Genomic DNA, 26331 nt, shown 5'->3' with positions numbered 1-26331 from the left:
CTGATACTCTACGGGAAAAAGGGTTAGGGGCGCGTTAGCGCAGAATTCCAGTCGGGCCGCAAACAACGCTCAGCAATCCGGGGCAACCCAGATTGGAAAGGTCGATGGACTTGGAGTCGACGGACAAAGGAGAGTCGTTGAACGAAATGATGGCGACGCCGAAAGCAATGGAAAGTGCGATCAGCGACGGCTTGAAGACAGAGGACATAATGTCGAACAGAACTTGCATTACCTTGAACCTTGAAACTTTAGAATCACGTTAGATGCCCCACTTGTGTCCTAGATGGACCCAAAATGTGGCAGGAATATGGCTTATAGCCTTAATCTGCCACACCTGCGGGCTGCGCGATAAACGCGGCGGCACTTTCACTTGCCTTATTGATGGGGTAGCACGGGACCAACCGGGCTTTGTGGCCCTGACTGGTATATATAGACGAAGGCGCGCGGCATGAAATTCACTCTTTCCTGGCTCAAGGACCACCTCGACACCGAGGCCAGCCTTGATGACATCCTCTATGCACTGACCGATCTGGGTCTTGAGGTCGAAGGGGTCGAGAACCCCGCCGAGCGCCTGTCGGCCTTCACCATCGGGCATGTGACCTCTGCGGAGAAGCACCCCGACGCGGACAAGCTGAAGGTGTGTCAGGTGGCCACGGACGAGGGCCCTTTGCAAATCATCTGCGGCGCGCCAAACGCCCGTGAAGGGATTACCGTGGTTGTCGCCAAGCCGGGCGTTTACGTGCCGGGGATCGACACCACCATCGGTGTCGGCAAAATTCGCGGCATCGAGAGCTACGGCATGATGTGCTCCGAGCGTGAGATGGAACTGTCGGAGGAACACGACGGCATCATCGAGTTGGACAGCGGCGAGGTTGGGCAGACCTTCACGGATTGGCTGGCGGTCAATGACCCGTCCAAAGTGGACACCGTGATCGAGATTGCCATTACACCGAACCGCCCCGACGCGCTTGGCGTGCGCGGCATCGCCCGCGATCTGGCGGCGCGTGGCTTGGGCACGTTGAAGGCCCGTGACACAGATCCGATCAAAGGCACCTTCGCGTGCCCGATCAAGGTGACCATCGACGACACCGACGCCTGTCCGGTGTTCTATGGCCGCGTGATCAAGGGCGTGAAGAACGGCCCAAGCCCCGCGTGGCTGCAAGATGCGCTAAAGGCCATCGGGTTGCGCCCGATTTCCACGCTGGTCGATATTACCAACTTCTTCACCTACGACCGCAACCGCCCGTTGCACGTCTTTGACGCGGGCAAGATCGCGGGCGATTTGCGCGTTCACCTGTCCGAGGGCGGCGAAACCTTCGCGGCGCTGGACGACAAAGAATACACGCTAGAGGCGGGCATGACCGTGATCTCCGATGCGAATGGCATCGAGAGCCTTGGCGGCATCATGGGCGGGCTGTCGTCCAGCTGTGACGCGGACACCACGGATGTGTTCCTTGAGGCGGCGTTCTTTGACCCGATCCGCACAGCGCACACGGGCCGTAAGCTCAAGATCAACTCCGACGCGCGCTACCGCTTTGAGCGGGGCATCGACCCCGAGTGGACCCCGACAGGGATTGAGCATGCAACGCGCATGATCATCGACCTGTGCGGCGGCGAGGCGTCCGAGGTGGTGATGGCAGGGGCAATGCCTGACCATTCGCGCGCCTACAAGCTGGACACCGACCGCGTGCAATCGCTGGTCGGCATGGACATCCCCGCGGAGACGCAACGCGCCTCGCTGGAAGCGTTGGGCTTCGTGATGGACGGCGACGAGGCACAGGTGCCATCGTGGCGCCCTGACGTGCAGGGCGAGGCCGATCTGGTGGAAGAAGTGGCGCGCATCGCGTCGCTGACCAAGCTGGAAGGCCGCCCGTTGACGCGCACGACCGCAGGCATCCCGAAGCCGATCCTGACGCCTATGCAAAAGCGTGAGCAGATCGCGCGGCGCACGATTGCGGCGCTTGGGTATAATGAGTGCGTTCACTATTCCTTCATTGATGCGGCCTCTGCCGCGATGTTTGGCGGCGGCACGGACGCCACCAAGCTGGAGAACCCCATTAGCTCCGAGATGTCGCATATGCGTCCGGCGCTGCTGCCGGGCTTGCTGCAAGCCGCAGGCCGCAACCAAGCGCGCGGGTTCAGCGATATGGCCCTGTTCGAGGTTGGCCCCGCGTTCCACGGCGGCGAGCCGTCGGAGCAGCATCTGCAAGCCAGCGGTCTGTTGATCGGGCACACTGGCCCCAAAGACGTGCATGGCACCCGCCGCGCCGTTGACGTCTATGACGTGAAGGCCGACGCGGAAGCGGCTTTGGCCGCAATGGGCGCCCCCGCCAAGGTGCAAATCCTGCGCGGCGCGGATGATACGTGGCACCCTGGCCGTCACGGCAAAATCTGCCTTGGCCCGAAAAAGGTGCTGGGCGTGTTTGGCGAGGTTCACCCGAAAGTGCTGCAAGCTTACGGCATCAAGGGGACTGCTGTTGCGTTCACGCTCTGGCCCGCTGAAATTCCGTTCCCGAAATCCAAGACCGCCACCCGCGCCGCGCTGAAACTGCAAGACTTGCAGGCCGTGGAACGGGACTTCGCCTTTGTGGTGGACGCCAATGTGGAGGCGCTGACGCTGGTCAACTCCGCCGCAGGGGCCGACAAGGCGTTGGTCACCGATGTGCGCGTGTTCGATGAATTCATCGGCGGCTCCCTTGGGGAGGACAAAAAGTCCTTGGCCATTACCGTCCGTTTGCAGCCCACAGAGAAGACCCTGAAAGACGAGGACATCGAAGCGGTCAGCGCCAAGATCGTCGAAAAGGTGTCTAAGGCGACAGGCGGCACATTACGTGGATAATCCTTGTTTTCATGCCCGATTGGGCATGGATTGACAGCCACATCTTAAAATTGTCTTAAAATTGCTCAGACATTGCCATGTTGTGGTGGTGTCTGTGCCCTGATCCGATGTGCTGGGGGGCCGTGCGTCGATTCTGTGAACGAAGCAAGGATTTGGTAATGGTTACGAAAGTTTTAGGTACATCCGGCAACGATGATATTAGCATCCCGCTCCTCTATCCTGGGGACACCGGCGAGTTTGAGGTGCGTGGCCGTAAGGGCGACGACCGCATCGTTGGCAGCGCGCAAGATGATGTACTGATCGGCGGCAAAGGCGATGATACGATTCTGGGCGGCTTTGGCGACGACACAATTGTTGCAGGCAAACATGACGATTACGTCGACGGCGGCGCGGGGGCGGATGATATTTCCGGCAACCTCGGCAATGACACGCTGTATGGCGGCAAAGGCGCGGACACCATTGATGGGGGGCAGGGCGACGATTTCATTTACGGCGTAAAGGGCAACAACACTTTGTCCGGCGGCGCAGGCAATGACACCATCGACACGGGCCTGAACGGCACCAAGGTCGACGGCGGCTCTGGCGAGGATCACATCAAGGCAAACGCGATCAAAGGCGGCTGGCACACGCTGACCGGCGGCACCGAGGCGGATACGTTCGAGTTCTATGGCATGGGTGCCAAGAAGCGCTCTTTGGCGACGATCACCGACTTTGAAATCGGCGTGGATGATTTCATCATCGCGGGGGTTTCTGACGATGACTATATGGCCAGCCTGATGGCCGGCGAGGCGGAGGCCACCATGACGCAAAACGGCGCGGACACGGTGCTGCGCCTCGATAAAGGCCTGACGCTGACCTTCGCGGATACCGACATGGAAGAGCTGCAAGCAGCCTATGCCGACGCGCCGCTGATCGACATCGAAATTGGTGTCGGGATCGGTATCGAGATCGGCTAATTCGATCTAAAGTTTATGCAGATTGCGCCCGTCCCTTAACTGGGGCGGGCGTTTCGTTTTTAGAAACAGTGCGTTGCTGGGTCGAAATGTGGCTCAAATGGGGCGACCTTGTGTCTTTTTCTCGTTAGCGTTGGTGCGGTAGCTCGATTCGTCAGAGCTTTTGTGCGTTAACAAGGAATAGCTTTATGTCGGTTCTTACCGTTTTTGGCAGCGACGCTGCGGATGTCTTTAACCCCGATGTTTTTGACTTCAACTACACCGAGTATCGGATTTACGCCAATGGCGGCGACGATGTGATCACGGTGACGGATAACACCCCCACCACCATTGATGGCGGCGACGGCAATGATCGGCTGATCCTGTCCGGCGGGAATGACACCATCTCTGGCGGGCTGGGCAATGACTACATTCTGGCCGGTGGCGGCGATGATGTGGTGAACGCGGGCAACGGCGACGACCGTGTGTTCGGCGGCACTGGCGCGGATGTCTTGAACGGTGCTGGCGGCAATGACTACATTGACGGGGGCCACGGTGCGGACGTGATTGATGGCGGCTCCGGCGATGATTTCATCTTTGGCCGCAAGGGCAACAACGATCTATTTGGCGGCGCGGGCAATGACACGGTGAACACCGGCGATCACACGTCGCGCGCAGATGGCGGGACTGGCAACGACCTGATCGTTGCCCGCCTGAAGAAGGGCGCGGACCACACGCTGACTGGCGGCGCGGATGCCGATGTGTTCGAGTTCGTTTACCAATCCGCGAAAAAGTCGTCCGACGTGACGATCACCGATTTTGAGTTGGGTCTGGACGATTTCATCGTCGCGGGCCTGAACGGTCAGGACTGGGTCGACGCTAATTTTGCCTTCGCGGACATCTTCGGGGTGGACCTGTTGACTGAGGTGGACGGTAACGCGGTTCTGGACATCGGCTTCAAGGACACCATCACCTTTGAGGGCGTCAGCGAGGCGGCATTCACCGCATTCTATCTGGATGATCCGATCGCGGTTGGCTAAAGCTGCTTGCCTTCAGCGTTAATCACGCCATTTTGCAGCGAAAGCGAATGAATGGAGGAAGCAAGATGACGCTGAAGGTATACCTGTCGGGTGAGATTCACACGGACTGGCGCGACCAGATTATTGCGGGCTGTGACGGGCTGGACGTCAGTTTTGACGCGCCGGTGACGGATCACGGGGCCTCTGACGATTGTGGCGCGACCATTCTGGGCGCCGAAGATCAAAAGTACTGGCATGACCACAAGGGCGCGATGATGAACGCGATCCGCACCCGCAGGGGCATCAGCGCTGCAGATGTGGTGGTTGTGCGCTTTGGCGAGAAATACAAACAATGGAACGCCGCCTTCGACGCGGGCTTTGCTGCCGCGCTGGGCAAATCGCTGATTGTTGTGCATGGGGATGATCACCAGCACGCGCTCAAGGAAGTCGACGCGGCGGCGCTGGCGGTCACGGATGATCCGGCCAAGGTGGCGGATATCTTGCGCTATGTGCTGACGGGCGATCTGCCAACGTAGCGCGCGCACCAATGCCGCGCGGCCCGATATCTGGGGCGGCGCGGGTGGCGGTTTCTCGTGTAGATGGTGTTGCAAGGTGGCGGCGCCGCCGGAGTGGTCGCGCTGGACGGGGCTTTAATCCCGCACCTTTCGGGGGTTGATAGCCCCCCGTAATCACCGGTGATCAAGGTGCCCCCAAAGTGCGCGGGGGCCAAGTGACCTATGCTGTCTAGACAGGGCGGGTTCTACCCCGCAGCGGTTTCCGTTTTGCTAAGCCTGCGTGCGGTGGGGGGCATCCCGCCGCGTGTTTCCCCTTAAACACAATGGGCGCGCTCGTTTAAACAAAGGGCTGTACGGGTGCGAACAGATGCTATGCACTTGCGCAGGAGCGCACGAATACAACAGATGCGCCGTGGGAAACAAAAGGGACAACTGAAACATGCTTAACGAATTCAAAGATTTCATCGCCAAGGGCAACGTCATGGACATGGCCGTTGGTATCATCATCGGTGCGGCGTTCACCGCCATCGTGTCGTCCCTTGTGGGCGACCTGATCAACCCGATCATCGGCCTGTTCATGGGCGGTATCGACTTCACCAACTCTTACTGGGTTCTGTCCGGAGATGTGCCTGAGGGCGCCACATTGGAAGCCGCCCGCGAGTCCGGCGCTGCCGTATTCGCCATCGGCTCCTTCATCATGGCGGTTATCAACTTCCTGATCATCGCGTTCGTGGTGTTCATGTTGGTGCGCTACGTCAACAAGATCAAAGACGCCAACGCCAAGGTTGAAGAAGAAGCACCAGCGGCCCCAGCAGGCCCGACACAAGAAGAGCTGCTGGCCGAAATCCTGGTTGCCTTGAAGCAGAAGTAAGCGCGACTTAACGCGCGAAAACTGGGCCCGTCGGAGATGATCCGGCGGGCCTTTTTTGTGGCTAGGACTTGAGCGCCAGTTGCGGTGACAGCACGTCGATGCCAAGCGCCTTGCCTACCGCATAGTAGGTCAACTGCCCCGCGTGGACGTTCAGCCCGTTCAGCAGATGCGCGTCGTCCTCGCAGGCTTGTTTCCAACCTTTGTCGGCCAGCGCCAGCAGGAACGGCATGGTGGCGTTGCCCAACGCGATGGTGGAGGTGCGCGCCACCGCGCCCGGCATGTTGGCCACGCAGTAATGCATGATGCCGTCCACGTCATAGACGGGATCTGCGTGGGTGGTCGCCTTGGAGGTCTCGAAGCAGCCGCCTTGGTCGATGGCCACATCGACCAGCGCCGCGCCGGGCTTCATGGTGGACAGCTGTGCGCGGGTGAGCAGCTTGGGCGCTGCGGCACCGGGGATCAGGACTGCGCCGATGACCATATCGGCCTCCATCGCCAGCTCCGCGATGTTGCCGGTTGAGGCGAATTGCGTTTTGAACTGCCCGCCGAAGACGTCATCCAGATAGCGCATGCGGGGCAGGGACCGGTCCAGCACGGTGACATCCGCCCCCATGCCCGCCGCGATTTTCGCGGCATGGGTTCCGACAACGCCACCGCCGATGACCATGACCTTCGCAGGCCCGACACCCGGCACGCCGCCCATCAACACGCCGCGCCCGCCGTTGGCTTTTTGCAGGGTCCATGCGCCCACTTGCGGCGCAAGACGGCCTGCGACTTCGGACATCGGGGCCAGCAGGGGCAGGCCGCCGGATTTGTCGGTGACGGTCTCATAGGCGATCGCGGTACAACCGGAGGCCAGCAAGTCTTTGGTTTGTTCGGGGTCGGGGGCGAGGTGCAGGTAGGTGAATAACAACTGCCCCTCGCGCAGCATTTTGCGCTCTGCGGGTTGTGGCTCTTTGACCTTCACGATCATGTCGGCCTTGGCGAAGACATCCGCAGCGGTTGCCGCGATCTTTGCGCCTGCGTCGATGTAGGCGGCGTCGTCAAAGCCCGCGCCCAGACCTGCGCCGGTCTCGATCAGGACTGTGTGGCCGTGGGCGACCGCCTCCGTGGCGGCGTTTGGCGTCATCCCGACGCGGAATTCTTGTGGCTTAATTTCTTTCGGGCATCCGACAATCATGGCTGGTTCCTCCTCTGAGCCTGTGAGGATGCTAACGTGGCTTTGAAGGTGGTTTTTCGCGACTTATCGCTTGTCAGCGGCTTTTGATGCGTGTTTCGTGCGAAGAAACGCCGCAAGACGAGAGGAATCTTCGAATTGAGCCAATATGACGATACGGATGCCCGCATCCTTCGCGTGCTGCAAAAGTCGGGTCGCATCTCCAACGCGGACCTGTCGGAGAAGGTAAACCTGTCGGCATCGGCCTGCCACCGCAGGGTGCAGCGGCTGGAGAAGGAGGGCATCATTCGTGACTATGTGGCGATGCTGGATGCGCGGAAGGTCGGGCGCCCGACGACCGTATTTGTGGAGATCACGCTCAGCGGTCAGGCGGATGAAGTTCTAGACGCCTTCGAGCGCGAGGTTGCAAAAATCCCAGAAGTTCTGGAATGTCACTTGATGGCAGGGGTGGCGGACTATCTTCTTAAAGTGGTAGCCGAGGATACGGAGGGCTTTGCCGCCATACACCGCCGCTCCTTGGCTCGCCTGCCTGGTGTCGCGCAGATGCAATCCAGCTTTGCGTTGCGCACCGTGTTTAAAACGACTGCCCTACCTGTGTGAGAGTACGTTCATGATTGATTTTTTGCTGATCGCCGTCATCTGCTTTTCCATCATTGTGGTGTGGTTCATGCGCCGCAAGCAAGCGGCAGCCAAGCGGCCGGTCAAACCGCGTAAGCCGCCAAAGCCACGCGAAGGCGCGCGCGCGCGACCGACAGAGAAACACATCCTGATTGATGGCTCTAACCTGATGTATTGGAACGGGGCGTCGCCCTCCATCCAGCCGGTCCAAGAGGCGGTGTGCCTGTTGCTGGCGCAGGGCATGACGCCGGGTGTGATGTTTGACGCGAACGCGGGGTACCGCGTGGCGGCTGGGTACAAGGACGACGCGGATTTCGCCTATATGCTGGGCCTGCCTGCGGATCAGGTGTTGGTCGCGAACAAGAATGTTCCCGCCGATCAGGACTTGCTGAAAGCCGCCCGCGAGTTCGGCGCGCGTATTGTGACCAATGATCTGTTTCGCGACTGGGCCGATGAGTTCCCCGAGGTGCGCGAGCGCGGGCGTTTGGTCCACGGCGGGTATCACAAAGGCAAGCTGTGGCTTGATTTTGACGGGTCGCGCGCGCGGGTCGATGGGGCCCGCCATCCTGGTCTGAAAAAGGGTTAACCGAGCAGGTGTTGCACGGCGAAAAGCGTCGCCGCCCCCGCCAGCATCGCGCCCACAACGCCTTTGGTCCAATAGCCGATTGCGATGGTCACACAGGCGGCCAACAGCCGCGCGGGGTCAGGCACCCCACCTGTTGCGGCAGGAAACACCACCAAAGGCGCAACCAGTCCGGGCAGGATCGCCACGGAGGTATAGCGCAAGTGGCGCAGCACCCACGGCGGCATCGGGCGCGACCCGATAAGCCCAAGGAACGAGAAGCGGATCAGGAAGGTGCCAACGCCAAGAATGGCGATGATCCACCAGATTGTTGTGTCCGAATAATTCATGCCATGCGCCTTTCAACTTCCGCGCCCACCATCATTGCGACAATCGCCGCGACCAGCAAACCAAGGTTCAACGGCACAAAGCCAAGCGCCAAGGCCAGCACCACAGATGTCACCGCCGCCGCCACGTGGGCGATGGTGCGCAGCGCGGGGGCGACCATCGCAAGGAACGCAATCGGCAGCGCGAAATCCAGCCCGTATTCGGGTGGGATTTGCCCGCCAAGCGCCGCGCCCACCCATGTGAACCCGATCCACAGGGGTACAATCGGTATCGAACAGCCGACGAAAAATGCCGTGCGCTGGGCGACGGTTTGGTCGGGGTTGTTCTCATACTCCAGGATCGCGAGGTTGTAGGTCTGATCCACCACGATGTAGCTGAGCAGGGCGCGTTTCCACAAAGCCTGCTCGCCCAGATAGGGGGTGATTGCGGCGGAATACATTGCCATCCGCAGGTTCACCGCCAAGGCCGACGCGATGATCACCAGCACTGGTGCGTTGTCGATCATGAACTGCAGGGCCGTGAACTGCGACGCCCCCGCGATCACCAAAACCGTAAAGCCCATAACCTGCGCAATGGGCAGGCCTGCCTCTGTCGCCGCGACGCCGAAAAGCATGGCGAAGGGGATGATAACAATAATGAATGGCAGGCTGGCGCGAACCCCTCGCCATAGGGCGGATTTGGTGGTGGAAGGGGACATGGTGTGCCTTTATGGTTGTAACCTGAACAGTGCTAGTACGCCTTGAGAGAGGGTTCAAATGGCAAATGGTGATAACTTGGATCACGGCTGGCTTCTGGCGCCTGATCCCGACCGCGAAGATCTGACCCGCGCCGTCACGGGCACGGACCATACGGGCCGTGTCACGGATATTCGTGTGGTGGAGGAGCGCCCGCTGACGATCTACCTGAACGCCCGCGAAATCGTCACCGCCATGACGATCGGCGACTACCCTGAGTATCTGGCGCTTGGCTTTTTGCGCAATCAGGGAATGATCAGCGCGGAAGACGTGGTGACCGGCATCGACTACGACGAAGAAATTGCCACCGTTGTTGTGCGCACCGCCGTGGTGACGGATCACGAGGAAAAGCTGGCCCGCAAAACCCGCACCTCCGGCTGTGCGGTGGGCACGGTGTTTGGCGATATGATGGAGGGGCTGGAGGGGTTGACGCTGCCCGCCACGCAGGTCCGCACGTCGGACCTTTATGCGTTGGCGAAGAAAATCAACACCGTCCCCTCGCTGTATCTGAGCGCAGGGGCTATCCACGGCACGGTGCTGTGCCAAGGGGACCGCCCGTTGGTCTATATGGAAGACGTGGGCCGCCACAACGCCGTCGACAAAGTGTCCGGCTGGATGGCGATGAACGACGCCACACCTGCCGACAAGGTGCTTTATACAACGGGACGGCTGACATCGGAGATGGTGATCAAGACCGCGCTGATGGGCATTCCGGTGCTGGTGTCACGGTCGGGGTTCACCGCATGGGGCGTGGAAATCGCGCAGCAGGTGGGGCTGACCTTGATTGGCCGCATGCGCGGGCAACGGTTCGTGTGCCTGTCGGGCGCCGAGCGGCTGATCTGGGACGCGGATTTGGCCAGCGTGCCCGAGGAGCCTAAAAAGTCGGGCCGAAAGGGCGCTGCATGACCCGCTATGATCTGGAATACACGCCCGACGTGAAAACCACGCTGGAGGGGATGAAGCTTGCAGGCGGCGCCATGTTCAAGGGCGCGAAGGCACCGCTGCTTTGGGCGCAGATCTTGGTGACGGCGCTGCTTGTGCCAGCCGGATTCATGGCGGTGGTTTTGATTGTGAAAATACTGGTGACGGGCAGTGGCACCTTTGCGCAACCGTTTTGGTTTCCGGCTCTCTTTGTGCTCGGCGGGGGGCTGAGCTTTTGGTTAAGCAATCGGATATATGTCGTTATGGCGCGGGCCGCCGTCACCTCGCGCTTTGGCCGCAGGGTTCGTATCTCTGCCGCGCCAGACGGTTTTGTTTTTGCTGGCGGGCAGAGTGAATGGCGCATGGTTTGGGCGGACATCGACGACGTGGTGAATGGCCGGACGGCCATGGCCGTGTGCACCGGTGGTGTCGCGCTGCCCGTGCCGCACGCAGCGTTTGACACACCTGAGGCGGCAAAGGCCGCGTTTGAACAAATGACCGCGTGGCACCGAGAGGCGATAGCATGAAACAACCCGCAGGCGTAATTCTGGCAGGTGGCCAGTCGCGGCGCATGGGCGGCGGCGACAAGGGGCTGCTCCGTCTGGGCGGGGAGACCTTGCTGGCGCGGGTCATCGACCGGCTGGAGCCGCAGGTGGCCGAGGTCGCGTTGAACGCGAACGGCGATGTCGCGCGGTTCGACGGCTTCGCCCTGCCGATCATCGCGGACAGCGTCGCGGAATTTCCCGGCCCCTTGGCGGGGGTCTTGGCGGGCATGGATTGGGCCGCAGCGCAGGGGCACAGCCACATCGTGACCGCCGCCGCTGACACGCCGTTTTTCCCCTGCGATCTGGTGCCGCGCCTGATGTTGGCGGCCGAGACCGCGCCGATTGCCTTGGCGGCGACGCCGGACCCGAAACGGGGCCTGTCGCGCCACCCGACCTTCGGGCTTTGGTCCGTCGCGTTGCGCGACGACCTGCGCGCGGCGCTGAAGGATGGCGTGCGCAAGGTGGTGGCTTGGACAGATAAACACGGGGCCGCAACGGCAGAGTTTTCCGCCAAGCCATTTGACCCGTTTTTCAACGTGAATACGCCCGAGGACATGGCGCGTGCGGAAGGTTTGTTATGAAGGTATTCGGCATCACCGGATGGAAGAACTCTGGCAAGACGGGCCTGATGGAACGGCTGGTGTCGGAGATCGTGTCCATGGGATTCACCGTTTCGACGCTTAAGCATGCGCATCATTCGTTTGACGTGGATCATGAGGGCAAGGACAGCTACCGCCACCGCGAGGCGGGGGCGTCGCAGGTGATCCTCGCGTCGCGCAACCGCTGGGCGCTGATGTCGGAGTTGCGCGGCGCGCCGGAGCCGTCTCTGGAGGAGCTGCTGGCCAAATTGGAGCCCGTCGATCTGGTGCTGGTCGAAGGCTACAAACGCGAGGGCCACGACAAGATCGAGGCGCACCGCGCCGTGACCGGCAAGCCGTTGATCGCGCCGCAGGATGCGACCATTGTGGCGGTTGCCTCCGACGCGACGCCGGATGTGGCGGTGCCCGTGATGGACCTTGATGACACCTCCGCCATTGCCGATTTCATTCTGGCGCGTGTGGGGCTGTGAGGGCGCGATGACAGCTGATGACCTTCCCCGCCCGCCGCCCCTGCGCGACGATTGTTTTGCCCTGCCTGCGGGCGTCAACTGGACGCCTGTGGATGATGCGCTGGCACGGCTGGAGGCCGCGATTGACCGCGTTGTAGGCACGGAGACCGTGTCGCACGCAAATGCGGTGGGGCGCGTGGTTGCCGCCCCCGTGAGCGCCCGTCGCTCCAACCCGCCAGCGCCGAACTCCGCCGTGGATGGCTACGGCTTTGCGCATAGCGTGACGGGCGAGGGCGATCACGTGTTGCCGCTTGTGGACGGGCGCGCCGCTGCGGGCGGTGCTTACAAGGGAACGGTGCCGGAAGGCGCTGCGATCCGGATTTTGACGGGCGCGGTCTTGCCCGAGGGCGTGGATACGGTCGTGCTTGAGGAAGACTGCACCGTGACCGACACGCATGTGGCGTTTCGCGGCCCGCTGCGCCCCCGCGCCAACACGCGCAAAGCAGGGGAGGACGTGGTCGCGGGCGCGCAGGTGTTCGGCGCGGGCCATGTGCTGCGTGCGCAGGATGCGGGCCTGTTGGCGGCGCTTGGCGTGGACCAATTGACGGTGTTCGCGCGGTTGCGGGTGGGCGTGTTGTCGACGGGGGACGAGTTGCTGGACCCCGCCGCGCAGGACGCGCCGTCCGACCGCACCTATGATGCCAACCGCCCGATGCTATTGCAGCTTGCCACCGCGTGGGGCTTTGAGGCGGTGGACCTTGGCCACGCCGCCGATGACCGCGCGGCGATCAAGGCGCGTTTGGACGGGGGGGCCGCGCAATGCGACGTCATCCTGACATCTGGCGGGGCCTCTGCGGGGGACGAAGACCACGTGTCGGCGCTGCTGCGCGCGCACGGCAATTTGCAGGCGTGGCGCATCGCGCTGAAGCCCGGACGCCCCTTGGCGCTTGCCTTGTGGCAAGGGGTGCCGGTGTTCGGCCTGCCGGGCAATCCGGTGGCGGCCTTCGTCTGTGCGCTTATTTTCGCGCGCCCCGCGTGCCTGAAGCTGGCTGGGGCGGCATGGGCCGCGCCGCAGGGGTTCATGGTCCCCGCCGCGTTCGAGAAGCGCAAAAAGCCGGGGCGGCGCGAGTACCTGCGCGCCCGCATGGGGCCGGACGGGGTGGAGGTGTTCGGCTCCGAAGGGTCGGGGCGCATTTCGGGGCTCAGCTGGTCCGACGGGCTGGTGGAGCTGCCCGACGGGGCGGCCACAATCACGCGGGGTGATCTGGTGCGCTACCTCCCCTATGGCAGCTTCGGGCTATGATGCAGATTACCCGCGGATTTGAGGAGGGGCAGCGCGACCATGTCGCGCGGCTGTTCTGGGGCGCGTTCGGTGGGAAGCTGGGCCGCGTTTTGGGGCCGGACGCCAAGGCGCGGCACTTCATCTCATCGGTGCTGCAGCCGCAATTTGCGCTGTGCGCGGTTGAGGCGGGGCAGCTGTTGGGCGTTGCGGGGTTCAAGACGTCGCAAGGCGGGTTGGTCGGCGGGGAGCTGTCCGACCTGACGCCGATCTACGGCCGCTTTGGCGGGCTGTGGCGCGGGGTGCTGCTGGACCAACTGGAGCGAGATTTGACGGACGGCCAACTGCTGATGGACGGCATTTTCGTGGATGAGGCCGCACGGGGCAAAGGCGTCGGCACGGCGCTGCTGGACGCGGTCATCCGCCACGCGGGCGAGGTTGGCGCGCAGGAGGTTCGGCTGGACGTGATCGACACCAACCCCCGCGCACGGGCGCTCTATGAGCGGCGCGGGTTCGTGCCGTCAGGGGAGGTCGACGCGTGGCCGCTGCACCACGTCTTCGGCTTCCGCAAGGCGACAACGATGGTGTACCGCATAGCGAGGTAGGGGTTTGGGAGGGCGACCCTCCGGGGGGAATATTTGCGGCCAAGATGAAGCGGGAAACGCACCGGGTGGAGTGTAACGGGCGATTAAGCCCTTATGTTTTCTGGTGCTTCAAAACATCGCTTGGTGGGCGGGGGGTGTCATCGATAGACCAAGAAAACTTAAACTGCCCATCCCATTTGTAGGCGCAGACCACCATTATCTGCCAGTCGTCGCCCGCGCCAATTGTACGGCTTCCATTTGGCAGCGGAGTGATGGGGATTCTCGCAGTCTCGCCTTGGTAGGCAGTGTTGGTCCTAGCATCAAGACGACTGGAGAGTTCGATGATAATAGGCTCAATGGCCTCGACGACATCATAAGGGGTTAAGGTGTCGCAACTAAAAGTGACAAAGGTCGCCATAGCGTCTTGCGCAGGGGTCTTACCTTTATTCGTCACTTCAATAGTGATAATTCTGTCCAAGCCGCTGCGGTACATTCTACGTAAAAGCTCAAAAGGTATAGAACCACTGGTGGTAACAATCCAAGGCCTTTGCTCTTGGCGCATGATCTGGTTGGCTCTGGCGGCTTCTTTGGCGGCGTTGAGGGCCGCTCTGTTAGTGTCAGCGGTTTGGTTCAAGGTGTTGCGAACGTAGAGCACCGCCAGAGCAGTTAATGCGAAGCTTCCGATTGAAGAGAGAGCCATAATGAATGTCCACTTTGACATATCATTTTGCGCGTTAAGCCCTTGTCTGGACTCGGATTTTTCGTATGCGGCCTCTATGGCCTTAGTCACACAGTCGCTCAGACTAGCAGGGCTCGCATCTGTGCAGGCGAGAAGCGAGTAACGCTTTTCGTTTTCATAATGCTCTTGGGCGGTTACTTGATCACGTCCTGCTTGTACGCCTACCCACTCGCCGATTGAGAAAGTTGCAAATGCTCCAAACATCAAGCATGCGATAACTAGAAACGCTTCTAGTGGTGTAGTTCCCTCACCTATGTTTCTGTCAGACATTGAATAAAATACGCCACTGGAAATTTCTCATGGCTCAATTTGTTACGCAGATTTGGTTCTTTGTCACCGATCAATTGGGCTGGCCGCGCATTCGACGCGGCTCTGAAACGCGAGTTGCGATGTCCGCGTGTGTTATTTCGAGTGATGCTCGCCTAGAAAAATATGGGCGTAAGGGGTTTAACCTTAGCCTTAGCTTAGTCGAACGTTCCGGTGACGCGGCCGAGGAGCATGAAGCATCTTGCGGTGCGGGTGTCGGCCAGCTTGGTGATGTCTTGGTCGGTCGCACCTTCGGCGAATTGGGCGAAGGTTTTATCGAACTGGCGCAGGAAGTGGTGCACCGCGTCGCGGAACACCGCGTCGGAGCGCATGCGGCCGGATGCCAATGCCAGCGAAGAGCGGTCGTGGACCGCGCCGATCCCTGCCACAGCCGGACCACGTTCGCCCTTGGCGAACAGGCGCCACAACTCGGGGCGGGAGCGGTCCGGGTTCAGGTCATCCATATAGATGCCGTCCTGGCTCAGCAGAGTGAGCACGTCTTGCGAGGAGCGCACCAGCTTGGAGCTTTCGTGGTCGGCCAAGGCGCGGCGCAGCTGGCGGAAGCCTTCGACGTCGTTCTCGTCCTCGGGGAAGTTCAACGCGCCGATGAAATCCTCCACCGACAGGGGCGGGCTCAGCGATTCTACAGGGGTGCCAAGGGCCAGAACGGGCTGGCTGTCGGCGCTGACGCCCGGGTTGATCAGGGCGGGTTGGCGCGGGGCCTGTTCCACCACCGACTGGCGGGAGGTGGCGAAGGTCGCGACCGCGTTTTGGGTTTGCTTGGTGGCGGAGGCGATCTCGTCGAGCTTGCGCTCCACGGCGGGTTTCACGCCCATGCCGGAGGTTTGCGCCTGCGAGACATAGGCTTGGCGCATGCCGTCGATGGCGGCTTGCAGGCGGGCCGCCTCCTCGCGCATGACGCGCGCGGTTTTCACCACGGTTGCGCCGATCCAGATCAGCGCGATGGGGAGGAACACGGCCAGCATGCCGACCACGAAGCCACCGCGCGTGGCCTCCCCGTCGGAGGGGAGCACGAGGAAGTAAATCGCCGCAGACAGCAACCACACCGCCGACAGCGCAAGGGCGATCAAATCCGCCGCCGCCAACCCCCGATCAGGGCGCGCGTAGACGCCCAAATCCATGGGCTTGTCCGTGATGATTTCGGGCTCTTGGTCGGGCATGGTGTTGGTGCTGTCTCTGCCGGTTTCGTCAGGCGTAAATGATTTCCAAAATCTCGTAGTCGCGGGTGCCGCCGGGGGTTTTGACCTCGACGCTGTCGCCCTCTTCCTTGCCGATCAGGGCGCGGGCCAAGGGCGAGGCGATGTTGAGCAGACCGTTGTGGATATCGGCCTCCTGCTCGCCCACGATCTGGTACATCTTTTCTTCTTCGGTCTCCTCGTCGACCAGCTTGACCGTCGCGCCAAACTTGATGGCACCGGACAGGGTCGCGGGGTCGATGACCTGCGCAAGGCTGATCATGCCTTCGAGTTCCTTGATGCGGCCCTCAATGAAGGACTGCTTTTCCTTGGCGGAATGATACTCCGCGTTCTCCGACAAATCCCCATGCTCGCGGGCTTCCGCGATGGCTTGGATGATTGCGGGGCGTTCCACCACCTTGAGGTTCTTTAGCTCATCGTTGAGCGCTTTGAGCCCCTTAGGGGTCATAGGGATCTTTTCCATTGTCTCACTTACCCTTAGTGCGCGGCGCGTTGTCCGCGCCCTTTATTCACTTCACCCGGGCCGCTGTCCATTTGCAAGCAGTAGTAGCAGCGGGGGATCGCCTATTTCGTTTGGTTCAGCCTGCGGCTACCACTTCTTGCGCGCGCCGATTTCGGCGCGGCCGGTGATCGTGACGCCGGATTTTGTGGCGGCCACCGGCTCTGGAGAGCTTGGCTCCCCGTCGATGCCACATGCGGTCAACAGCGCGGCTGTTGTCAGTGCCAGTGCGTATTTCATGCCAGCTTTTCCTTCCAAAGGGCCACCTGCGCGCGCACGTTGTCCGGTGCCGTGCCGCCATAGCTGGTGCGGCTTGCGACAGAGTTGTGGACCCCGAGCACGTCGAAGACGTCCCGTGTGATCTTAGCATGAACGCCGGTCATGTCAGCCAAGCTGAGATCGGGCAGGTCGCAGCCCTTGTCCTCGGCCAGCTTTACCAGCGCTCCTGTTACATGGTGGGCCTCACGGAACGGCATATCAAGGGTGCGCACCAACCAATCGGCCAAATCTGTCGCAGTGGAGAACCCAGAGGCGGCGGCTTTCTCCAGCTCGGGCTGGTTGGCCGTCATATCGGCGACCATGCCCGTCATCGCGGCCAGCGCCAGCATCAGGCTATCGGCGGCGTCAAAGGTCATTTCCTTATCTTCCTGCATGTCCTTGGAGTAGGTCAGCGGCAGCCCCTTCATGACGATCATCAACGCGGTATTCGCGCCGTAGATGCGGCCAATTTTGGCGCGGATCAGCTCTGCCGCGTCGGGGTTCTTCTTTTGCGGCATAATGGAGGAGCCGGTAGAGAAGCGGTCGCTGAGGGTCACAAAACGGAATTGCGCGGAGGACCAGATCACCAGCTCCTCGGACAAGCGCGACAGGTGCATGGCGCAGATTGACGCGGCCCCAAGGAAGTCGAGCACGAAGTCGCGGTCCGCCACGGCGTCCAGCGAGTTGGCGGACGGGCGGTCAAACCCCAAGGCTTCGGCGGTCATGTGGCGATCAATCGGGAAGGACGTGCCAGCCAAGGCCGCAGCCCCAAGGGGGGATTCGTTCATACGGGCGCGCGCATCCTTGAAGCGCGACGCGTCGCGGCCCAGCATTTCCACATAGGCCAGCATGTGGTGACCCCATGTCACGGGCTGCGCGGTTTGCAGGTGGGTGAAGCCGGGCATGACCCAATCGGCTCCGGCCTCGGCCTGCGCCAAAAGCGCCTTTTGCAGGGCTTGCACGGCTTCAATCGCGGCATCGACCTGATCACGGACCCACAGGCGGAAATCCAGCGCGACCTGATCGTTGCGCGACCGTCCGGTGTGCAAGCGGCCAGCGGGTTCGCCGATCACTTCGCGCAGGCGGGCCTCCACATTCATGTGTATGTCTTCAAGGGCGGCGGAAAACTGGAACTTTCCGGTCTCAATCTCTGACAAGACCGTGAGGAGGCCTTCCCTGATCGTCTCCGCATCGCTACCCGTAATGATGTCTTTGGCGCCCAGCATGGCGGCATGGGCGCGGGAGCCCTCAATGTCTTGGCGGGCGAACCGCTGGTCAAACCCGATGGATGCGTTGATCGCCTCCATAATGGCGTCTGGACCGGCGGCGAAGCGGCCGCCCCACATGGCGTTGGATGTGTCTTTTTTCTGGTCGGTCATGGGACTGGCTCTTTGGAGTAATGAAATGCGGTTTTTGAAGCTCTTGGTGCTATACGCGGGCCTAGCCTCGGGTGCAAACCCTGCTGTTGCGGGCACGGATGCGTTGTTCACGATGGCGGAGGGTGACTTGGCCAGCTTGCAACTGCATGGGGAGCCCCGCGCGGTGCCCACAACGCCCGTCACAGACGCCAACGGCAAAGCCGTTGATTTGTCCGACTACCACGGGAAATACGTGCTGTTGAACTTCTGGGCGCTGTGGTGTGCGCCTTGCGTCAAGGAAATGCCGGCGCTGGACCGCTTGGACGCGGAACTGGGCGGCGCTGATTTCGAGGTGGTGACCGTCGCCACAGGCCGCAACGCGCGCCCTGCGGTGGATAAGTTCTTCACCGAGAAGAACATCAACAACCTGCCAAAACTGTTCGACCCGAAGATGAAGCTGATGCGTGACATCGGCGGCGCTGGCTTGCCGCTGACGGTGCTGATCGGGCCGGATGGCCGCGAGGTCGCCCGCTTTAGTGGCGATGCGGAATGGGACAGCCCAGCCGCACTCGCCATGCTGCGCGGCTGGATGAGCTAAGACAGGCGGTGGGGCGGCGGGCCATTTCCCTGCCAGCCGCTTGTTTTACTATTCAGGCGTGACCGCCTAAGGGTAGCGAACGGGCTGGCGCGTGACGCCCAGCGGGTTACACGGGGGGGCGTCCCAATGGACAAAAAAGCTAAACTGCACCCGCGCAATCAACACGCGGACGGGTATGATTTTGCGCGTTTGGTCGCGGATTTGCCTGAGCTGGACGCGTTCACGACCCTCAACCCCGTGGGCCAGACCACGATCAGCTTTCAAGACGCAGAGGCGGTGCGCATGCTTAATCGCGCGCTGCTGAAGACGCATTACGGTATCGCGTATTGGGATATCCCCGCGAATTACCTTTGCCCCCCGATCCCCGGCCGTGTCGACTACATCCATTATCTGGCGGACTTGCTTGCGGAGAGCAACAACCGGCAAACCCCACGTGGGCCGGAGGTCAAGGCCCTAGACATCGGGACTGGTGCAAGCTTGGTATATCCGTTGATTGGCCAGAGCGAATACGGATGGCATTTCACAGGCGTCGACATAGACGCGGGCGCGATCAAATCGGCCCAGCGAATTTGCCAGCTTAACGAGTTGGCAATCACCATCAGGCGGCAAAACCTGCCGGAGAATGTGTTCAGAGGCGTGATCGAGCCTCGCGATGTTTTCCACGTCACCATGTGCAACCCGCCTTTTCATGCCTCAAGGGAGGAGGCGAGCAAGGGCACGCAACGTAAGTGGCAGAACCTTGGGAAGGGGCGCTCAAAGGCGCTAAATTTCGGCGGCCAAGACGCGGAGCTATGGTGCCCCGGTGGTGAGGTGAAGTTCATCGCGCGCATGATAGAGCAAAGCGCAGAATTCGCGGGCCAGTGCCTGTGGTTTACGTCACTGGTGTCGAAGAAGGACAACCTTCAGCCGCTTATTAGAGCCTTAAAGAAGGCGAGCGTTGCGGATTACAGGGTCGTGGAAATGGCGCAAGGGCAGAAAATAAGCCGGTTCATCGCTTGGACTTTTATCAGGAAAAACCAGCGGTCTTCGTTTTTCAACGGCGGTCGCAAATAGGGTCGCCGCCCATCCGACGAGACGCCGGATGGGCTTGCCTCGGGCTTAGCCCTTCGCTTTGATCTTTTGTAGCAGCGGCATGAGCGCGCTCATGTCGGGGCCGTGGTTCATGCCGGTAAGCGCCTTGCGCAGGGGCATGAACAACCCGCGACCTTTGCGGCCAGTGGCTTCCTTCACGGCGGCGGTCCATTCGGACCAGCTGCTGTCGGTGAATGGCGCGTCGGGGAGCATGGCCATGGCGTCGACCACGAAATCCTTATCCTCGTCGTCCACGACCGGATCGGCACCGTTGACGCAGAGATCCCACCAGCCTGCGATGTCTTTGCGGGTGGTGATGTTCTCGCGGGCCACGTTCCAGAACGCGTCCTGCTTGTCGGCAGGGATCGACAATGCGTCGAGATCGGCCTTCACCTGCGACGTGCTTTGAGTGTGCAGGAACCGCGCGGTCAGCGGGTAGAGGTCTTGCTCGTCAAACTTGGTGGGGGCCGCGCCGAAGTGGGACAGGTCGAAGCCCTCGACCAGTTCGTCCATCGTAGTGCGCAGCTCTACCGGCTGGGAGGAGCCAAGGCGCGCCATCAGGGACAGAAGGGCCATTGGCTCCACACCGGATTCGCGTAGATCGCGCAAGGACAGCGTGCCCAGACGCTTCGACAGCGCCTCGCCTTGCGGGCCAGTCAGCAAGGAGTGGTGCGCGAAGCTGGGCACATTGCCGCCGAGGGCCTGAATGATCTGGATTTGGGTCGCGGTGTTGGTCACGTGGTCAGAGCCGCGCACGACGTGGGTGATGCCCATTTCCGTGTCGTCGACCACAGAGGCCAGCGTGTAAAGCACCTGCCCGTCGCCACGGATCAGCACGGGATCGGAGACGGAGGCCGCGTCAATGGAGATGTCGCCGACAATGCCGTCGGTCCATTCAATGCGCTGCTGGTCCAGCAAGAAGCGCCAAACGCCATCGCCGCGCTCCGCGCGCAGGGCCTCTTTGTCGCCGTCGGACAGGCTGAGTGCCGCGCGGTCATAGACTGGCGGGTTGCCCATGTTCAGCTGCTTTTTGCGCTTCAGGTCCAGCTCCGTCGGGGTCTCGAATGCCTCGTAGAAGCGACCGTTGGTGCGCAGGGTCTCGGCGGCTTCCATGTAGCGGTCCAGACGGGAGGATTGTGTCTCCACGCGGTCCCACTCGATCCCGAGCCATTCGAGATCAACCTTGATCGCATCCGCGTATTCCTGCGTCGAGCGCACGGGATCGGTGTCATCCAGCCGCAGGATGAACTGCCCGCCCGCCTTGCGTGCGATCAGGTAGTTGAACAGCGCAGTGCGCAGGTTGCCGACGTGAATATAGCCGGTAGGGGACGGGGCGAAGCGAGTAACAGTCATGTGGTCGGTCCTTTTCGGGTTGGGGTTCGTGAACCACAACGGCCCGCATTTGTCCATATGTGCCCGTATTGCGCGTCTTCACCGGCTGTTGATTGGCTTTAGGAGGCGAAGCCCTATTTTGTTATACTGTCCACGTTCAACATAGGAGTTCCTGCCATGACACTGACCCGCCGCACCGCGCTGTCCCTTGGGGCCAGCTTACCGTTCGCCGCCGCTTTGCCACAGGCCGCCGCCGCCAAGGCCGAGATGAAGGGCATGGATATCGCCAAATCCCGTCGCGTGGAACTTGGTGAATTCGAAGTGACCACACTGCTGGCGGGCACCGCCGCGCGGGATGAACCGCAGAGCATTTTCGGGATGAACGTCAGCCCTGAGGAATTCGCCAAAGTCTCCGAAGACGCGTTTTTGCCGACGGATAAGGTGCAGTTCTTCTTTACCCCGACGCTGATCAACACCGGCTCCGAAGTGATCCTGTTTGACACGGGGCTAAACGCGGACGGCATCACCGCCGCCGTGGAGGCCGCCGGATATACCACCGATCAGGTCGACAAAGTGGTGATCACCCACATGCACGGCGACCACATCGGCGGGCTAATGGGGGATGCGGGCGAGACGTTCAAGAACGCCTCCTACATCGCGGGATCGGTGGAGCATAACCACTGGGCCAAAGCCGACAATGACGGCTTCAAGTCCAAGGTTGCCCCGTTGTCCGAGAAAATGACAATGATCGAGGACGGCGCCACCGTCGCGTCGGGCATCACGTCGGTATCCGCCGCTGGGCACACGCCGGGCCACATGGGCTATATGATCGAGAGCAACGGCGCACAGCTTATGCTGATCGCCGATTTGGCGAACCATCCGGTGTGGTCCTTGGCCAAGCCGGACTGGGAAGTGCGTTTCGACATGGACAAGGCGCAAGCCGCCAAGTCACGCCGCAAGGTGTTGGGCATGTTGGCCGCGGACCGCGTGCCAATGGTCGGCTACCACATGCCGTTCCCCGCGATGGGGTATGTCGCGGCCAAGGACGATGGCTTTGAATACGTGCCGATGAGTTACCAAATGATGCTGTAACCCTCTGCGCGACCCAAACCATTTTAGGCAATTTTGCCTCGATATGACCTGATCTGCCTCGCGGGTGTTATCAAGTTCTAAACCTGCTGACCGCTACGTTACTTGTGAAAGTCAGGGGGTAGCATGTCGGGAAAATTGCGTTGGATTGGGTCGCCACAGATCAAGCAGGTCATGGAACTGGTCGGGCTGCCGTCGTTCTTGCTGGATGTCAGCGCCGACGCTTCTGGACAGGGGCAGTTTCGCTTCGGTCATCTTAACGGCCAGCACGAAACCGAGACGGGGATCGACGTCGCGGCACTGATTGGCAAGTCTCCGCATGACGTCCTGCCGCAGCGGCAGGCGGATACCGTCGTGGCGAATTACGAGCGGTGCCGCATAAGCCGCGAGATTGAATCCTATGTCGAGCTGTTGGAACTGCCGTCGGGACCACGGTGGTGGCGCACGACATTGTCCCCAATTTTCGGCGCGGGCAAAGGCGGGCCTGTGACGCAGATCATTGGTGTGGCTGTTGACGTGACCCAAGCCAACCAGCACGAGATAGAGCTGACGCAGCAGCTTAGCTCCCAACGGGCGGCGTCGGAGAAGGTGCGGGCTTTTGCAACGAATTCGATCCTCGATTCCAAATCACCGCTGCGCTCGATCCTTGCCTACCTTGATATGCTGCGCGACGGGTTTCTAGATCTGGGTGACGGCAAGGCGCAACATTTGAACACGATCCAAACGATCGTGGTGGATGCGATAGATGAGTTGGACGAGGTGCTGTGCAGCACGGACCATTTGCGCGAAAGTCCGGTCGAATTTGTGGAGATTGATCTGGCCCATATGTGCCGCGACATTGCCGCGCTGGTTGATCCTGAGGGCCGTATCGCCATGACGTTGCCCAACCTGCCGATTGATGGGGATTGGGCCGTGACACAGGTGGTTTTACGTTGCTTGCTGGAGCAGGCAACGTTCCGCGCGGCGAGTTCAATCGAGGTGACGGTTGAAGAATTACAAAGCGGCGTTTTGGCGTTCACCATCACGGATGACAGCGCGTTCGAGCAGAACGGCGCGGAGTGGGGTGGCGACATGGCGATGGCTGCGGCCCTTGTGAAAGAACGCGGCGGGGAGCTGACGACCACCTCCTGCTTGACGGATGGCGCGACGGTGCGTGTGACGCTGCCGGGGGTGATCCACTACGCCAAAGCGGCGCACAAGCAGATGGGCGTGGGGTAGATCGACGCCGCTTACAGCCGACCCGCATCCTCTAGCGTTTCCCATGCGTAGCGCAGGAATTCGCTGCGAAAGCTGTGCCCACCCTCGAACATGCACAGGTTCAGCACTGCGCCTTGCGCATTGGTGCTGTTGTCACAGGACAGCCGCGCGGTGCGGCTCGGGGCGGTTGAGGTGAAATCACCGAAGTCCCGATACATGTCCAGCGCGTCGGTCACTTTGCCCTGTCGGGTCGCCATGATGGGGCGGCCATCCATCGGTACGGTCGGGTCGGCATCGCCGTGGATGTGAACAATGCTGGCCACGGGCCCCGCGCAACTGGGGGGCGGCTGCTTCCAGAAGGTGCCGGAGATCGGAACAAACCCCGCAAAAAGCGCGGGGCGCGCGCAGGCAAGGTTCCATGTCATCATGCCGCCCGCCGAAAAACCTGCCGCGACCAAACGGTCCTGATCAAGGGGGTGGCGGCTGCTGGCGTCGGCGATGACGGCGTCCACATAGGAAAACTCTGCCGCGCCGGTGCTGTCCATGTGACGTGGGGAATTGGGTAAAACCCAGTCATCGCCCTTGGATTTCAGGGCGATAAGCGCCAGCCCCATATCAGAGATGAGCCCGCGCAGGTTGCGGTTGCGCATCAGCCCAGCGGCCGACCCGCGATACCCGTGCGAAAACACGATAGCCCCCACGGGCGTTGTGCCGTCGTGGCCATCGGGCATGGCAATGCGGTACGTGCGGTCGCCCACGGTGCAGTCACTATCCGCCCCACAGCCAAAGGCGGATGTGGCGGCGGCGACGGTCAGGCTTGTTGCTGCCAGCAGCGTGTTCAAGAATTGCATGCCTGAATTGGTGCCAAAACGCGGCGCGCCAGACAAATCACAACACCGTGCGATCTAGCTGTCGTCGCGCCAGCGGTTGGCAATCGGGTATCGGCGATCCAGCCAGAACGCGCGGTCAGTCAGGCGCGGCCCGGGGGCGGATTGGAAGCGTTTGTATTCCGAAATATAGATCAGATGCTCGATCTTTTTGACCACCGCACGGTCGTGCCCAGCGGCGACAACTTCGGCGACGGATTGGTCCTTGTCGACCAACCGGTCCAGAATGTCGTCAAGAATTTCGTAGGGTGGCAGGCTGTCCTCGTCCTTCTGGTCCGGGCGCAGCTCGGCTGACGGGGGCTTGTCGATAATGCGCTGGGGGATGACGGTGCCAGCAGGGCCCATCATCCACGGGCGGTGGTTGGCGTTCCGCCAGCGGCAGGTTTCAAACACCCGCATTTTATATAGGTCTTTTATAGGGTTATACCCGCCCGCCATGTCGCCATAGATGGTGGCGTAGCCCACGGCGACCTCGGATTTGTTGCCGGTGGTGAGCAGCATTTCACCGAACTTGTTGGACAGCGCCATCAGCAGAACGCCGCGCAGGCGGCTTTGGATGTTTTCCTCTGTCAGGTCCGGTGTGGTGCCTTCAAAAAGCGGGGCGAGGGCGTCGGTCACGGCGGCGCGCGGCCCTGCGATTGGCACCGTGTCAATGCGGGTTCCAAGCAGGCGGGCGGCTTCCGACGCGTCTTCTAGCGAGTGTTCGGAGGTGTATTCCGAGGGCAGCATGACGCAGCGCACATTGTCGGGGCCAAGCGCATCGGCGGCGATGGTTGCCACCAGCCCGCTGTCGATCCCGCCGGACATGCCAAGCAGCACTTTCTCAAATCCTGTCTTGCGCATGTAGTCGCGCAGGGCTTCCACCATGACGCGGTAATCTTGCTCAAAATCATCGGGGAGTGCGGCTTTTTCACCCTCAACGGCTGTCCAACCTTCCACGTCGCGGATAAAATCCACGTGGGCGATCACCTCGTCGAAGGCGGGGAGTTGCACGGCCAGCTTGCCGCCACGGTTCAACACGAAAGAGCCGCCGTCGAAGACCTGATCATCCTGCCCGCCGACCATATTGAGGTACACGAGGGGCAGGTCGTTTTCCACAACACGGGCCACCATATGGCTGAGGCGCACGTCATGTTTGCCGCGATAATAGGGGGAGCCATTGGGCACCAGCAGCAGCTCTGCGCCGGATTCGGCCAAGGTTTCGCTCACATCTTCGTGCCACGCGTCCTCGCAGATGGGGGTGCCAATGCGCAGCGGGTCGATGGAATAAGGACCGCCGAGCGGGCCTTTGGCGTATAGACGGCGTTCGTCAAAGACGCCGGTGTTGGGCAATTCATGCTTCAGCGTTCTGGATTTGACCTTGCCGCCGTCCAAAATGGAATAGGCGTTGTAGAGCACATCGTCGATCAGGATCGGGTGCCCGATCCCCAAGGCGGGGCCATCTGCGCAATCCAGTGCCAGTTGATCCACGGCGGCCATAGCACCCTTGGTGAAGGCAGGTTTCAGCACCAGATCCTGCACCTGATATCCGGTCAAAAACATCTCCGGCAGGGACACCATTTGCGCGCCCGCGTCCTTGCCCTGCTGCCACGCATCGCGGGCTTTGGCGGCATTGCCGGAAAAATCGCCAACGGTGGGGTTCAGTTGGGCCAGAGTGAGGCGGAACGTGTCGCTCATGTGATGTGTCCTTCGATCAACGCGCCAACATTTAGCAGACCCGCGCCGGAGGGAAAGAGGCTGCGCGAAAACGGGCCGCCTGTGGGGCGCGCTCGCTTGTCAGGGGCGGGG

Annotated in this window: 29 protein-coding genes; 17 read left to right on the top strand and 12 right to left on the bottom strand. The window is 61.3% G+C overall.

The features are described 5' to 3' along the window. Positions 1-34 precede the first annotated feature (34 nt). A complete protein-coding gene (locus BLW66_RS06115) occupies positions 35-229 on the bottom strand; it encodes a hypothetical protein (protein ID WP_089946114.1) in 195 nt (64 codons plus the stop codon). Between the two features lie 219 nt (positions 230-448). On the opposite strand from BLW66_RS06115, the gene pheT reads away from it, so the two are divergent. The 5 genes from pheT to mscL all read left to right on the top strand — a co-directional run bounded on the left by pheT (position 449) and on the right by mscL (position 6176). Next, positions 449-2839, top strand: coding sequence for a phenylalanine--tRNA ligase subunit beta (pheT, locus tag BLW66_RS06110; protein WP_089946112.1), 2391 nt, complete (start codon positions 449-451; stop codon positions 2837-2839). Between the two features lie 158 nt (positions 2840-2997). Further along, positions 2998-3795, top strand: coding sequence for a calcium-binding protein (locus BLW66_RS06105; protein ID WP_170833410.1), 798 nt, complete (start codon positions 2998-3000; stop codon positions 3793-3795). A gap of 185 nt (positions 3796-3980) precedes the next feature. Continuing rightward, positions 3981-4811 carry a calcium-binding protein gene (locus tag BLW66_RS06100; RefSeq protein WP_089946109.1) on the top strand — a complete coding sequence of 277 codons (831 nt, stop codon included), beginning with the start codon at positions 3981-3983 and terminating at the stop codon, positions 4809-4811. 65 nt (positions 4812-4876) lie between these two features. Then, entirely contained in the window at positions 4877-5326 is a 450-nt protein-coding gene (locus BLW66_RS06095) for a YtoQ family protein (protein WP_089946107.1), read from the top strand. 418 nt (positions 5327-5744) lie between these two features. Further along, positions 5745-6176 carry a large conductance mechanosensitive channel protein MscL gene (mscL, locus tag BLW66_RS06090; protein ID WP_089946105.1) on the top strand — a complete coding sequence of 144 codons (432 nt, stop codon included), beginning with the start codon at positions 5745-5747 and terminating at the stop codon, positions 6174-6176. Between the two features lie 61 nt (positions 6177-6237). Here mscL and ald read toward each other — a convergent pair whose 3' ends face one another. After that, the gene (gene ald / locus BLW66_RS06085; protein ID WP_089946103.1) at positions 6238-7356 is read right to left on the bottom strand and encodes an alanine dehydrogenase; all 1119 of its coding nucleotides are present in this window, start codon (positions 7354-7356) and stop codon (positions 6238-6240) included. A gap of 135 nt (positions 7357-7491) precedes the next feature. Between ald and BLW66_RS06080 the strand changes: the two genes are divergently transcribed. Next, entirely contained in the window at positions 7492-7953 is a 462-nt protein-coding gene (locus tag BLW66_RS06080) for an Lrp/AsnC family transcriptional regulator (protein ID WP_089946101.1), read from the top strand. A 10-nt stretch (positions 7954-7963) separates the two neighbouring features. Continuing rightward, the gene (locus tag BLW66_RS06075) at positions 7964-8557 is read left to right on the top strand and encodes an NYN domain-containing protein (protein WP_089946099.1); all 594 of its coding nucleotides are present in this window, start codon (positions 7964-7966) and stop codon (positions 8555-8557) included. On the opposite strand, the gene BLW66_RS06070 is transcribed toward BLW66_RS06075, so the two are convergent. After that, entirely contained in the window at positions 8554-8883 is a 330-nt protein-coding gene (locus BLW66_RS06070) for an AzlD domain-containing protein (protein ID WP_089946097.1), read from the bottom strand. The two genes, BLW66_RS06075 and BLW66_RS06070, sit on opposite strands and share 4 nt — an antisense overlap. Then, positions 8880-9578: an AzlC family ABC transporter permease gene (locus BLW66_RS06065; RefSeq protein ID WP_089946095.1), complete on the bottom strand. Its 699-nt coding sequence runs from the start codon at positions 9576-9578 to the stop codon at positions 8880-8882. The genes BLW66_RS06070 and BLW66_RS06065 overlap by 4 nt, the downstream gene beginning before the upstream one ends. 58 nt (positions 9579-9636) lie before the next feature. Here BLW66_RS06065 and BLW66_RS06060 point away from each other — a divergent pair, with 58 nt between their 5' ends. From BLW66_RS06060 to BLW66_RS06035, 6 genes are read left to right on the top strand one after another with little or no spacing between them, the layout of a single operon-like run. Then, entirely contained in the window at positions 9637-10521 is an 885-nt protein-coding gene (locus tag BLW66_RS06060; protein ID WP_089946093.1) for a formate dehydrogenase accessory sulfurtransferase FdhD, read from the top strand. Further along, the gene (locus BLW66_RS06055; RefSeq protein WP_089946091.1) at positions 10518-11063 is read left to right on the top strand and encodes a hypothetical protein; all 546 of its coding nucleotides are present in this window, start codon (positions 10518-10520) and stop codon (positions 11061-11063) included. The genes BLW66_RS06060 and BLW66_RS06055 overlap by 4 nt, the downstream gene beginning before the upstream one ends. Then, the gene (mobA, locus tag BLW66_RS06050; RefSeq protein WP_089946090.1) at positions 11060-11662 is read left to right on the top strand and encodes a molybdenum cofactor guanylyltransferase MobA; all 603 of its coding nucleotides are present in this window, start codon (positions 11060-11062) and stop codon (positions 11660-11662) included. The genes BLW66_RS06055 and mobA overlap by 4 nt, the downstream gene beginning before the upstream one ends. Continuing rightward, on the top strand, positions 11659-12150 hold the full coding sequence (gene mobB / locus BLW66_RS06045) for a molybdopterin-guanine dinucleotide biosynthesis protein B (RefSeq protein ID WP_089946088.1): 492 nt from the start codon (positions 11659-11661) through the stop codon (positions 12148-12150). The genes mobA and mobB overlap by 4 nt, the downstream gene beginning before the upstream one ends. Positions 12151-12157: 7 nt before the next feature. Next, a complete protein-coding gene (locus BLW66_RS06040) occupies positions 12158-13432 on the top strand; it encodes a molybdopterin-binding protein (protein WP_089946086.1) in 1275 nt (424 codons plus the stop codon). Continuing rightward, positions 13429-14013, top strand: coding sequence for a GNAT family N-acetyltransferase (locus tag BLW66_RS06035; RefSeq protein ID WP_089946084.1), 585 nt, complete (start codon positions 13429-13431; stop codon positions 14011-14013). Before BLW66_RS06040 ends, BLW66_RS06035 begins: the two co-directional genes overlap by 4 nt. A 91-nt stretch (positions 14014-14104) precedes the next feature. On the opposite strand, the gene BLW66_RS06030 is transcribed toward BLW66_RS06035, so the two are convergent. The 5 genes from BLW66_RS06030 to argH all read right to left on the bottom strand — a co-directional run bounded on the left by BLW66_RS06030 (position 14105) and on the right by argH (position 18390). Further along, positions 14105-15001 carry a hypothetical protein gene (locus BLW66_RS06030; protein ID WP_089946082.1) on the bottom strand — a complete coding sequence of 299 codons (897 nt, stop codon included), beginning with the start codon at positions 14999-15001 and terminating at the stop codon, positions 14105-14107. 194 nt (positions 15002-15195) lie between these two features. Beyond that, complete coding sequence (locus BLW66_RS06025) at positions 15196-16218, bottom strand: hypothetical protein (protein WP_089946080.1); 1023 nt, start codon at positions 16216-16218, stop codon at positions 15196-15198. A 28-nt stretch (positions 16219-16246) separates the two neighbouring features. Next, positions 16247-16717 carry a transcription elongation factor GreA gene (greA, locus tag BLW66_RS06020; RefSeq protein WP_089946078.1) on the bottom strand — a complete coding sequence of 157 codons (471 nt, stop codon included), beginning with the start codon at positions 16715-16717 and terminating at the stop codon, positions 16247-16249. Positions 16718-16843: 126 nt separating this feature from the next. Beyond that, positions 16844-16993 carry an argininosuccinate lyase gene (locus tag BLW66_RS17730; protein ID WP_139254531.1) on the bottom strand — a complete coding sequence of 50 codons (150 nt, stop codon included), beginning with the start codon at positions 16991-16993 and terminating at the stop codon, positions 16844-16846. Further along, positions 16990-18390 (bottom strand): argininosuccinate lyase, encoded by a 1401-nt coding sequence (argH, locus tag BLW66_RS06015; protein ID WP_089946076.1) that lies wholly within the window; start codon positions 18388-18390, stop codon positions 16990-16992. Before argH ends, BLW66_RS17730 begins: the two co-directional genes overlap by 4 nt. A gap of 25 nt (positions 18391-18415) precedes the next feature. On the opposite strand from argH, the gene BLW66_RS06010 reads away from it, so the two are divergent. Together BLW66_RS06010 and rlmF are read left to right on the top strand one after the other, a co-directional pair. Beyond that, positions 18416-18967: a TlpA disulfide reductase family protein gene (locus BLW66_RS06010; protein ID WP_089946074.1), complete on the top strand. Its 552-nt coding sequence runs from the start codon at positions 18416-18418 to the stop codon at positions 18965-18967. A gap of 126 nt (positions 18968-19093) precedes the next feature. Next, positions 19094-20020, top strand: coding sequence for a 23S rRNA (adenine(1618)-N(6))-methyltransferase RlmF (gene rlmF / locus BLW66_RS06005; RefSeq protein WP_089946072.1), 927 nt, complete (start codon positions 19094-19096; stop codon positions 20018-20020). Between the two features lie 45 nt (positions 20021-20065). Here the strand turns inward: rlmF and gltX are convergent, their stop codons facing one another. Beyond that, the gene (gene gltX, locus BLW66_RS06000) at positions 20066-21391 is read right to left on the bottom strand and encodes a glutamate--tRNA ligase (RefSeq protein ID WP_089946070.1); all 1326 of its coding nucleotides are present in this window, start codon (positions 21389-21391) and stop codon (positions 20066-20068) included. Positions 21392-21547: 156 nt separating this feature from the next. Between gltX and BLW66_RS05995 the strand changes: the two genes are divergently transcribed. Next, positions 21548-22462: an MBL fold metallo-hydrolase gene (locus BLW66_RS05995; protein ID WP_089946068.1), complete on the top strand. Its 915-nt coding sequence runs from the start codon at positions 21548-21550 to the stop codon at positions 22460-22462. Between the two features lie 123 nt (positions 22463-22585). Beyond that, positions 22586-23677, top strand: coding sequence for a PAS domain-containing protein (locus BLW66_RS05990; protein WP_089946066.1), 1092 nt, complete (start codon positions 22586-22588; stop codon positions 23675-23677). A gap of 11 nt (positions 23678-23688) precedes the next feature. On the opposite strand, the gene BLW66_RS05985 is transcribed toward BLW66_RS05990, so the two are convergent. Together BLW66_RS05985 and BLW66_RS05980 are read right to left on the bottom strand one after the other, a co-directional pair. Further along, on the bottom strand, positions 23689-24507 hold the full coding sequence (locus BLW66_RS05985) for a CE1 family esterase (protein ID WP_089946064.1): 819 nt from the start codon (positions 24505-24507) through the stop codon (positions 23689-23691). A 54-nt stretch (positions 24508-24561) separates the two neighbouring features. After that, on the bottom strand, positions 24562-26220 hold the full coding sequence (locus BLW66_RS05980; RefSeq protein WP_089946062.1) for an NAD+ synthase: 1659 nt from the start codon (positions 26218-26220) through the stop codon (positions 24562-24564). Positions 26221-26331: the final 111 nt, after the last annotated feature.

The sequence above is a fragment of the Litoreibacter albidus genome (assembly GCF_900107015.1).
GTDB lineage: Bacteria > Pseudomonadota > Alphaproteobacteria > Rhodobacterales > Rhodobacteraceae > Litoreibacter > Litoreibacter albidus.
This window is presented reverse-complemented; position numbering and strand designations above follow the sequence as displayed.